Origin of the sequence: Streptomyces sp. 13-12-16, from assembly GCF_002114215.1 — a bacterium.
Lineage (GTDB): Bacteria > Actinomycetota > Actinomycetes > Streptomycetales > Streptomycetaceae > Streptomyces.
Window position 1 is genome coordinate 1 of sequence record NZ_NCTE01000249.1, and the last position, 9,850, is coordinate 9,850.

The window sequence follows — 9,850 nt, forward strand, 5'->3', positions numbered from 1 at the left end:
CGACGTCCAGGGCAAGGGACCGGAGGCCGCCGTCGTCATCGGCCTCGCCCGCCCCTGGCTGCGGCTGCTCGCCCGCGAGGGCTACCGCGTCGCCGACGTCCTGGACCGCCTCAACCAGCTCCTCCTCGACGACGCCACCGAGGCCGCCGACGCCGCCGCCCGCGCACTGGTGGCCGCGGGCGCCCGCCCGACCGCCCCCGGCGACGGCCCCCAGACCCGCTTCCTCTCCCTCCTCTACGGCGAACTCGTCCCCTTCGACGGCGGCGTCCGCTGCACCCTCGCCTCCGCCGGACACCCCCTGCCCCTGCTGCTCTCCCCCGACGGCTCGGTCCGTACGGTCGCCCAGCCGCAGACCCTGCTCGGGGTCGTCGAGGACGTCACCTACACCAGCGAGACCTTCGAGATGTACTCCGGCGACACCCTGCTCTGCGTCACCGACGGAGTCACCGAGCGGCGCTCCGGCTCCCGCCAGTTCGACGACGGCGACGGGCTCGCCACGGCCCTGTCGGGGTGCGCGGGGATGGACGCCGGGCCGATAGCGGAACGGATCACACAGCTCGTGCACGAGTTCGGGGCCCGTCCGCCCGCCGACGATCTCGCCCTGCTGGTGCTCCAAGCGGAATGACACGGCCGGTGCGGGACAATGGAGCACATGCCTTCCGCACTCCCCGACGGCGAGCCCGTCCCCGCCGACGGCGCGCTGCCCGCGTCCGCGCTCGCCGGGGCCGCCGACCGACCCCTCGGGTTCTACCTCCACGTCCCGTACTGCGCGACCCGCTGCGGCTACTGCGACTTCAACACGTACACCGCGACCGAGCTGCGCGGCAGCGGCGGTGTACTGGCCTCCCGCGACAACTACGCCGGGACCCTGATCGACGAGGTCCGCCTGGCCCGCAAGGTGCTGGGGGACGACCCGCGCGAGGTCCGCACGGTGTTCGTCGGCGGCGGCACCCCCACCCTGCTGGCCGCCGGCGATCTCGTACGGATGCTGGGGGCGATCCGCGACGAGTTCGGGCTGGCGGCGGACGCCGAGGTGACGACGGAGGCGAACCCGGAGTCGGTCGACCCGGCCTACCTGGCGACCCTGCGGGCCGGCGGCTTCAACCGGATCTCCTTCGGCATGCAGAGCGCCCGGCAGCACGTGCTGAGGATCCTGGACCGCACGCACACCCCCGGCCGCCCCGAGGCATGTGTCGCCGAGGCCCGCGCGGCGGGCTTCGAGCACGTCAACCTCGATCTGATCTACGGCACGCCGGGGGAGTCCGACGAGGACTGGCGGGCGTCCCTGGACGCGGCGATCGGCGCCGGTCCCGACCATGTCTCGGCGTACGCGCTGATCGTCGAGGAGGGCACGCAGCTCGCCCGCCGCATCCGTCGCGGCGAGGTCCCGATGACGGACGACGACGTCCACGCGGACCGTTACCTGATCGCCGAGGAGATGCTGTCGGGGGCGGGTTTCGACTGGTACGAGGTGTCGAACTGGGCCACGTCGGAGGCCGGCCGCTGCCTGCACAACGAGCTGTACTGGCGCGGCGCCGACTGGTGGGGCGCGGGCCCCGGCGCCCACTCCCACGTGGGCGGGGTGCGCTGGTGGAACGTCAAGCACCCGGGCGCGTACGCGGCGGCGCTGGCGGAGGGGCGGTCGCCGGGGGCGGGACGGGAGCTGCTGTCGGACGAGGACCGTCGGGTGGAGCGCATCCTGCTGGAGCTGCGGCTGGAGGAGGGGGTTCCTCTCTCGCTCCTCCGTGAGGAGGGGCTCGCGGCCGCCCGCCGGGCCCTGGCGGACGGGCTGCTCCGGCAGGGGGCGTACGAGGAGGGCCGTGCGGCCCTCACCCTGCGGGGGCGGCTGCTCGCCGACGCGGTGGTGCGGGACCTGGTCGATTGACCTTCCTTCGCCCCCGCCGCCCCTTCCCTTCCCCGGGGGCGCTGCCCCCGGACCCCCGTTCCTCAAACGCCGGAGGGGCTAAATTTCAGCCTCTCCGGGGGAGTTTGAGGAACGGGGTCTGGGGCGGAGCCCCGGTTTTGGGACGGGAAGGGGCGGCGGGGGCGAGGAAACTCATGCCGTGACGAAGTCGATCAGTTCCTCCACGCGGCCCAGGAGCTGAGGCTCCAGGTCCTTGTACGACCGCACCGAGCCGAGGATCCGCTGCCACGCCTCGCCGGTGTTCGCCACCCGCCAGCCCAGCGCCCGGCACACCCCCGTCTTCCAGTCCTGCCCCCGCGGCACCCGGGGCCACGCCTCGATGCCCACGGACGCCGGCTTCACCGCCTCCCAGACGTCGATGTACGGGTGGCCCACCACCAGCGCGTGCTCGCTCGTCACCGCCTCGGCGATCCGCCACTCCTTCGAGCCCGGGACCAGGTGGTCCACCAGGACGCCCAGCCGCGCGTCCGGGCCCGGCGCGAAGGACTCGACGATCGACGGCAGGTCGTCGACACCCTCCAGGTACTCGACGACCACCCCCTCGATGCGGAGGTCGTCGCCCCACACCTTCTCCACCAGCTCCGCGTCGTGCCGCCCCTCGACGTAGATGCGCCCCGCGCGGGCCACCCGTGCCCGCGCGCCAGGGACGGCGACGGAACCGGACGCCGTACGGGTGGGCCGTACCGGACCGGCGGCCGGCCGCACCAGCGTCACCACGCGCCCCTCCAGCAGGAAGCCCCGCGGCTCCAGCGGGAACACCCGGTGCTTCCCGAAGCGGTCCTCCAGCGTCACCGTGCCCGCCTCGCAGCGGATCACCGCGCCGCAGAAGCCGGTGCCGGGCTCCTCCACCACCAGGCCCGGCTCGGCCGCGACCTCGGGAACCGGCTGCGGTTTCTTCCACGGAGGGGTCAGATCGGCGGAGTACTGGCGCATTCTGACGACGATACGAGGAACGCGCCCGCCGTGATCAGTGCGACACGCCGAAACGGGCCGCCAGGGCGTCGCGCTGGGCCCGTACGAACGCCGCGTCCACCACCGCTCCGTGACCGGGTACGTACAACGCGTCCTCGCCGCCCAGTTCGAGGAGCCGGTCCAGCGCGGCCGGCCAGTGCGACGGTACGGCGTCGGGGCCGGCCTGCGGTTCGCCCGACTCCTCGACCAGGTCGCCGCAGAAGACCACCTCCGGATCGCCGGGGACGAGGACGGCGAGGTCGTGGGCGGTGTGCCCGGGGCCCACGTTCGCCAGCAGGACCTGCCGGCCGCCGTCCGGGCCGAGGTCGAGCGTCCACTCGCCGGACACCGCGTGCCGCGGCGGGACCAGTGCGTCCGCGGCCTCCTCCGCCACCCGCGCGTCCAGCCCCCACCGCACCGCGTCCGCGCGCAGCTCCTCCCGCCCGCGCCCCGTCAGCACGGTGTCCACGCCCACCGCGCCGAACACCTCCGCGCCCGCGAACACCGCCGACCCGAGGACGTGGTCGAAGTGGGGGTGGGTGAGCGCGAGATGCGTCACACGGCGACCGGTGAGCGCCTGCGCCCGCGCCCGCAACCACGCGCCCTCGCCCAGCGAGGAACCCGCGTCGACGAGCAGCACGCCCTCCGCGCCCACGACGAGCCCCGCCGTGCAGTCCCACCCCGGCAGCCGGCACCGCCCCACCCCGGCGGCCAGTTGCTCCCATCCCGACTCTTCCCAAGTCACGGTCATGCCGGGACGCTATCGGGGACGACGCCGTCCGGCGGGACGGCGCGGGGACCGGCCTTGCCCGGTGCGTACCCCCCGGCCGTACACTGGGCGGGGAAGTCTGGCACTCGCGTGCGAAGAGTGCCAGGCGGACAGGGAAGGTACCGCGCGGAAGGCTTCTGGAGGTGTGCGCGATGCTCAGTGAACGCAGGCTCCAGGTGCTGCGCGCCATCGTCCAGGACTACGTGGGCACCGAGGAGCCCGTCGGCTCCAAGGCCCTCACCGAGCGGCACAACCTCGGCGTCTCCCCGGCCACCGTGCGCAACGACATGGCGGCCCTGGAGGACGAGGGCTTCATCGCCCAGCCGCACACCAGCGCCGGGCGCATCCCCACCGACAAGGGCTACCGGCTGTTCGTCGACAAGCTGGCCGGCGTCAAGCCCATGAGCCCGCCCGAGCGGCGGGCCATCCAGAACTTCCTCGAGGGCGCCGTCGACCTCGACGACGTGGTGGCCAGGACCGTACGGCTGCTCGCGCAGCTCACCCGGCAGGTCGCCGTCGTGCAGTACCCGTCGCTGACCCGCTCCACGGTGCGGCACGTGGAACTGCTGTCCCTCGCCCCCGCGCGGCTGATGCTGGTGCTGATCACGGACACCGGGCGGGTCGAGCAGCGCATGGTCGACTGCCCGGCGCCGTTCGGCGAGTCGTCGCTGGCGGATCTGCGGGCGCGGCTCAACAGCCGGGTCGCCGGCCGCCGGTTCAGCGATGTGCCGAGCCTGGTCGAGGACCTCCCCGAGGCCTTCGAGGCGGACGACCGCGGTACGGTCTCGACGGTGCTCTCCACTCTCCTGGAGACGCTCGTCGAGGAGAACGAGGAGCGGCTGATGATCGGCGGCACCGCCAATCTCACCCGCTTCGGACATGACTTCCCTCTCGTGATCCGGCCCGTCCTGGAGGCGCTGGAGGAGCAGGTGGTGCTCCTCAAGTTGCTCGGTGAGGCGAAGGATCCGGGCGTGACCGTCCGTATCGGTCATGAGAACGCCCATGAGGGACTCAACTCCACGTCCGTCGTGTCGGTGGGCTACGGTTCGGGCGGCGAGGCTCTTGCCAAGCTCGGCGTGGTCGGACCGACCCGCATGGACTACCCGGGAACGATGGGAGCGGTACGCGCAGTGGCACGGTACGTCGGACAGATCCTGGCGGAGTCGTAGTGGCCACGGACTACTACGCCGTACTCGGCGTGCGCCGCGACGCGTCGCAGGAGGAGATCAAGAAGGCCTTCCGGCGGCTCGCCCGCGAGCTGCATCCGGACGTCAATCCTGATCCCAAGACGCAGGAGCGGTTCAAGGAGATCAACGCCGCCTACGAGGTGCTGTCGGACCCGCAGAAGAAGCAGGTCTACGACCTCGGCGGCGACCCCCTCTCGCAGGCCGGCGGCGGTGGTGCGGGCGGCTTCGGGGCCGGTGGCTTCGGCAACTTCTCCGACATCATGGACGCGTTCTTCGGCACGGCGTCGCAGCGCGGGCCGCGCTCGCGCACCCGCCGGGGCCAGGACGCGATGATCCGCATCGACGTCGAGCTCGACGAGGCCGCGTTCGGCACGACCAAGGACATCCAGGTCGACACGGCCGTCGTCTGCACGACGTGCAGCGGCGAGGGCGCGGCTCCGGGCACCACCGCGCAGACCTGTGACATGTGCCGGGGCCGCGGTGAGGTCTCGCAGGTCACGCGGTCCTTCCTGGGCCAGGTCATGACGTCCCGCCCCTGCCCGCAGTGCCAGGGCTTCGGCACGGTCGTCCCCACTCCGTGCCCGGAGTGCGCGGGCGACGGCCGCATCCGTTCCCGGCGCACCCTCACGGTCAAGATCCCGGCCGGTGTCGACAACGGCACCCGGATCCAGCTGGCCGGCGAGGGCGAGGTCGGGCCCGGCGGCGGTCCCGCCGGTGACCTGTACGTGGAGATCCACGAGCTCCCGCACGCGCAGTTCCAGCGGCGCGGCGACGACCTGCACTGCACGGTCACCCTCCCGATGACGGCGGCGGCCCTCGGCACCAAGGTGCCGCTGGAGACGCTGGACGGCATGGAGGAGGTCGACATCCGGCCCGGCACCCAGTCAGGCCAGTCGATCCCGCTCCACGGCCGGGGCGTCACCCACCTGCGCGGCGGCGGCCGGGGCGACCTGATCGTCCACGTCGAGGTCCAGACCCCGACCAAGCTCGACCCGGAGCAGGAACGCCTGCTCCGGGAACTGGCCAAGCTGCGGGGCGAGGAACGGCCCACGGGGCAGTTCCAGCCGGGTCAGCAGGGGCTGTTCTCGCGGTTGAAGGACGCTTTCAACGGGCGGTGACCGGCCGGTGCCGGGCGGGTGGTCCGTTGCCGGGGGTCCGGGGGTCGTGCCCCCGGGCAGGCACGGTCAGCCGGGTCGGCAGGGGCTGTTCTCGCGGTTGAAGGACGCTTTCAACGGGCGGTGACCGGCCGGTGCCGGGCGGGTGGTCCGTTGCCGGGGGTCCGGGGGTCGTGCCCCCGGGCAGGCACGGTCAGCCGGGTCGGCAGGGGCTGTTCTCGCGGTTGAAGGACGCCTTCGACGGGCGTTGAGGGCCGTTCCGCCGGTCTGCCGAAAAGTGGCTTATGCCAAGGGGAAGGGCAGATTCGGTGTTGGTCGGGGGACGTGACAACATGCCGTCATGTCCTCCGTACTGACCGATATCTGCCCGCACCCGATCGTGCAGGCACCCATGGCGGGCGGTGTCGCCGTGCCGCAGCTCGCCGCGGCCGTGTCCGAGGCGGGCGGGCTCGGTTTCCTGGCCGCCGGGTACAAGACCGCGGACGGGATGTACCAGGAGATCAAGCAGCTACGGGGACTGACCTCCCGGCCCTTCGGCGTCAACCTCTTCCTGCCGCAGCCGGAGACGGCCGACCCGGCCGCCGTCGGCGTCTACGCCCACCAGCTGGCCGGTGAGGCCGCCTGGTACGAGACCCGGCTCGGCGACCCCGACAGCGGCCGCGACGACGGCTACGACGCCAAACTCGCCGTGCTGCTGGACAACCCGGTGCCGGTGGTGTCGTTCCACTTCGGTGTGCCGGCCCGCGAGGTCCTGGACTCCCTGCGCCGCGTCGGTACGTTCACGCTGGTCACCGCCACGACCGTGGAGGAGGCCCGAGCCGTGGAACGGGCCGGCGCGGACGCGGTGATCGCGCAGGGCGTGGAGGCCGGCGGCCACCAGGGCACCCACCGCGACGCCCCGGAGACGGACGGATCCGGCGTCGGACTGCTCTCCCTCGTCGCCCAGGTCCGGGAGTCGGTCGGCATCCCGGTCGTCGCCGCCGGCGGCATCATGCGCGGCGGCCAGATCGCCGCCGTCCTCGCGGCCGGTGCCGCCGCGGCCCAGCTCGGCACGGCTTTCGTCGCCGCCCACGAGTCCGGCGCGCACGCCCTGCACAAACAGGCCCTCACCGACCCCCTGTACGCCCGCACCGAGCTGACCCGCGCCTTCTCCGGCCGCCCGGCCCGCGCCCTGGTCAACCGTTTCCTGCGCGAGCACGGCCCGTACGCGCCCGCCGCCTACCCGGACGTCCACCACCTCACCGCGCCCCTGCGCAAGGCCGCCGCCAAGGCCGGTGACGCGCAGGGCCTGGCGCTGTGGGCGGGGCAGGGTCACCGGATGGCCCGCGAGCTGCCCGCCGGGCGACTGGTGGAGGTGCTGGCCGCCGAACTGGCCGCCGCCCGGACGGCGTTGTCGGCGGGAGGTGCCCGATGACCGCGCCGGTGTTCGTCGTCGCCCACTTCGACACGGACGGCTCCGGCCGTTACGTGCTCGACGGGCCAGAGGGACGGCACGCCGTCTCCGTGAAGCGGCTGCGGGCCGGCGAGGGCGTCGTCCTCACCGACGGCGCGGGCCGCTGGGCCGAGGGCGAGGTGGACGCCGCCGAGGGCAAGGACCGGCTGATCGTGCGGCTCGGCCAAGTCGTGGAGGAACCCGAGGAGTTCCCCCGGCTCACCGTCGTCCAGGCCCTGCCCAAGGGCGACCGGGGCGAGGTGGCCGTGGAGACGATGACCGAGGTCGGCGTGGACGTGGTCGTGCCGTGGGCGGCGTCGCGCTGCATCACGCAGTGGAAGGGCGAGCGTGGGCTGAAGTCCCTCGCCAAGTGGAGGGCGACGGCGCGGGAGGCCGGCAAGCAGTCCCGCCGGGTGCGCTTCCCGCGGGTCGCGGACGCGGTGACGAGCAAGCGGGTTGCCTCACTTCTCGCCGAAGCGGAGTTCGCGGCGGTGCTGCATGAGAGTGGTACGGAGCCGCTGGCGACCGCCGAGCTTCCCACCTCCGGTGACATCGTTCTGGTCGTCGGGCCCGAAGGCGGGGTCTCTCCGGAGGAGTTGGCGCTCTTCGAGGCGGCCGGGGCGCGGGCGTTCCGGCTGGGGCGGAGTGTGCTGCGCACGTCCACGGCCGGGACGGCCGCGGCGGCGCTGTTGCTCGGGCGCACGGGCCGCTGGTCCTGAGCTGAGGGTTTTCCGCCCCCGCCGCCCCTTCCCGTCCCGAACCCGGGGCTCCGCCCCGGACCCCGCTCCTCAAACGCCGGAGGAGCTAAATCTCAGCCCCTCCGGCGTTTGAGGAGCGGGGGTCCGGGGGCAGCGCCCCCGGGATGGGACGGGTAAGGGCGGCGGGGCGGGAAACCAAGTGACCATATGCGCCCTACCGTCCCGCCGGTGACGGTGGCAGGCTGCCGTCCATGGGGGCGATGAAACGGATCCCGCGACAGGTACTGGCTGCCGGCTTCGCCGTGGCCGCCGTGGCCGGCGTCACCGCGTGCGAGGGCGGCGGACTCGGCTCCGCGGCCGTCGCGTTCACGACCGACCAGACCGTGACCGAGGAACTCGACCGGCGGAAGGCCGAAGTGCGCTGGCTCAGCTGCACCGGATCCTTCGGGGACAAGGAAGGCCAGGACACCGTCGCCTCCGTCGACTGCCAGGGCGAGACCCAGGACGGCAAGGAGATCACCGTCACCGGCAAGGTCACCCACGCCGTCAACGGCGCCTGTGTGCGCGGCAACCTCACCGCGAAGGTCGGCGGGAAGCAGCTCTTCCGGGTCGACGGCCTGGGCGACTGCGACTCCACCAGCCCCCCGCGCGTGGGTGAACCCACGCGCCGCGGCCCGGACCCCACCGTCACCGTGACCGTCACGACGACCGTGTGGTGCGAGCAGTACCCCTCCTGTCGCCCCGTCGAGGGCAAGTGATCCAAACCCCTGTCCAGGCGGCTCCCCCGTGCATAGGGTGATCGGGTGACACAGCCCGCATCGGTCGCATCCGCCGCTTATCTCCGGTTCCCGCATCTGCACGGCGAGTTGGTCGCCTTCACCGCCGAGGACGACGTGTGGCTCGCCCCGCTCGACGGCGGCCGGGCCTGGCGGGTCAGCGCCGACAACGTGCCCGTGACCCAGCCCCGTATCTCGCCCGACGGCACCACCGTCGCCTGGACCTCCACGCGCGACGGCGCCCCCGAGGTGCACGTCGCGCCCGTCGACGGCGGTCCCACCAGACGCCTCACCCACTGGGGCAGCACCACCACCCGGACGCGCGGCTGGACGGCGGACGGCCGGGTCCTGGTGACCAGTTCCCAGGGCCAGGCCAGTTTCCGCCGCACCTGGGCCCGCGCCGTCCCCCTGGACGGCGGCCCCGCCACCACCCTGCCCTACGGTCCCGTCGGTGACGTCGCCCAGGGCCCGCACACCGTGCTGCTGTCCGCGCCGATGAGCCGCGAGGCCGCCTGGTGGAAGCGCTACCGGGGCGGTACGGCGGGCAAGCTGTGGATCGACCGCGAGGGCGACGGCGAGTTCGTACGGCTGCACGAGGACCTCGACGGGAACATCGAGTGCCCGCTGTGGGTGGGGGACAGGATCGCGTTCCTCTCCGACCACGAGGGCACCGGCGCCCTGTACTCCTCCCTCGCCGACGGCTCCGACCTCCGCAGGCACACGCCGCTCGACAGTTTCTACGCCCGGCACGCCGCCGGTGACGGCACCCGCGTCGTCTACTCCAGCGCCGGTGAACTGTGGCTGCTGGACGACCTGGACGGGGACGGGCCGCGCCGCCTCGACATCCGGCTCGGCGGGCAGCGCGTCGACCTCCAGCCGTTCCCGGTGAACGCCGCCCGCTGGTTCGGCGCCGCGGCCCCCGACCACACCGCGCGCGGCAGCGCCGTCTGCGTGCGCGGCACCGTCCACTGGGTCACCCACCGCGCCGGCCCCGCCCG

9 protein-coding genes and 1 pseudogene are annotated in these 9,850 nt (G+C 73.4%); 8 read left to right on the forward strand and 2 right to left on the reverse strand.

Annotation, left to right across the window (positions count from 1 at the left end):
- Positions 1-625 (forward strand): PP2C family protein-serine/threonine phosphatase (locus B7767_RS11300; protein ID WP_143652354.1); only part of this gene is annotated, 625 nt, incomplete at its 5' end.
- A gap of 27 nt (positions 626-652) precedes the next feature.
- Complete coding sequence (gene hemW, locus B7767_RS11305; protein ID WP_085572091.1) at positions 653-1,885, forward strand: radical SAM family heme chaperone HemW; 1,233 nt, start codon at positions 653-655, stop codon at positions 1,883-1,885.
- Positions 1,886-2,056: 171 nt separating this feature from the next.
- Here hemW and B7767_RS11310 read toward each other — a convergent pair whose 3' ends face one another.
- Both B7767_RS11310 and B7767_RS11315 read right to left on the reverse strand, forming a co-directional pair.
- Complete coding sequence (locus B7767_RS11310) at positions 2,057-2,857, reverse strand: DUF3097 domain-containing protein (protein ID WP_085572085.1); 801 nt, start codon at positions 2,855-2,857, stop codon at positions 2,057-2,059.
- A 34-nt stretch (positions 2,858-2,891) separates the two neighbouring features.
- A complete protein-coding gene (locus B7767_RS11315; protein WP_085572086.1) occupies positions 2,892-3,626 on the reverse strand; it encodes an MBL fold metallo-hydrolase in 735 nt (244 codons plus the stop codon).
- 170 nt (positions 3,627-3,796) lie between these two features.
- Between B7767_RS11315 and hrcA the strand changes: the two genes are divergently transcribed.
- From hrcA to B7767_RS11345, 6 genes and pseudogenes are all read left to right on the forward strand, one after another.
- Positions 3,797-4,813 carry a heat-inducible transcriptional repressor HrcA gene (gene hrcA, locus B7767_RS11320; protein WP_030858250.1) on the forward strand — a complete coding sequence of 339 codons (1,017 nt, stop codon included), beginning with the start codon at positions 3,797-3,799 and terminating at the stop codon, positions 4,811-4,813.
- Positions 4,813-5,949, forward strand: a complete 1,137-nt coding sequence (dnaJ, locus tag B7767_RS11325) for a molecular chaperone DnaJ (protein WP_085572087.1) — start codon at positions 4,813-4,815, stop codon at positions 5,947-5,949. The genes hrcA and dnaJ overlap by 1 nt, the downstream gene beginning before the upstream one ends.
- A gap of 337 nt (positions 5,950-6,286) precedes the next feature.
- The gene (locus B7767_RS11330) at positions 6,287-7,360 is read left to right on the forward strand and encodes a nitronate monooxygenase (RefSeq protein WP_085572088.1); all 1,074 of its coding nucleotides are present in this window, start codon (positions 6,287-6,289) and stop codon (positions 7,358-7,360) included.
- Positions 7,357-8,097: a 16S rRNA (uracil(1498)-N(3))-methyltransferase gene (locus tag B7767_RS11335; RefSeq protein WP_085572089.1), complete on the forward strand. Its 741-nt coding sequence runs from the start codon at positions 7,357-7,359 to the stop codon at positions 8,095-8,097. The genes B7767_RS11330 and B7767_RS11335 overlap by 4 nt, the downstream gene beginning before the upstream one ends.
- Positions 8,098-8,327: 230 nt before the next feature.
- Positions 8,328-8,834 (forward strand): hypothetical protein, encoded by a 507-nt coding sequence (locus tag B7767_RS11340; protein ID WP_085572090.1) that lies wholly within the window; start codon positions 8,328-8,330, stop codon positions 8,832-8,834.
- Positions 8,835-8,879: 45 nt separating this feature from the next.
- Positions 8,880-9,850 (forward strand): annotated as a pseudogene (locus B7767_RS11345) (PD40 domain-containing protein); the annotation flags it as partial.

Bases quoted from the DNA above. Each gene is read 5' to 3' on its own strand.
- hemW (WP_085572091.1), top strand. From the start codon at position 653: ATGCCTTCCGCACTCCCCGACGGCGAGCCCGTCCCCGCCGACGGCGCG.
- B7767_RS11310 (WP_085572085.1), bottom strand. From the start codon at position 2,857: ATGCGCCAGTACTCCGCCGATCTGACCCCTCCGTGGAAGAAACCGCAG.
- B7767_RS11315 (WP_085572086.1), bottom strand. From the start codon at position 3,626: ATGACCGTGACTTGGGAAGAGTCGGGATGGGAGCAACTGGCCGCCGGG.
- hrcA (WP_030858250.1), top strand. From the start codon at position 3,797: ATGCTCAGTGAACGCAGGCTCCAGGTGCTGCGCGCCATCGTCCAGGAC.
- B7767_RS11330 (WP_085572088.1), top strand. From the start codon at position 6,287: ATGTCCTCCGTACTGACCGATATCTGCCCGCACCCGATCGTGCAGGCA.
- B7767_RS11335 (WP_085572089.1), top strand. From the start codon at position 7,357: ATGACCGCGCCGGTGTTCGTCGTCGCCCACTTCGACACGGACGGCTCC.
- B7767_RS11340 (WP_085572090.1), top strand. From the start codon at position 8,328: ATGGGGGCGATGAAACGGATCCCGCGACAGGTACTGGCTGCCGGCTTC.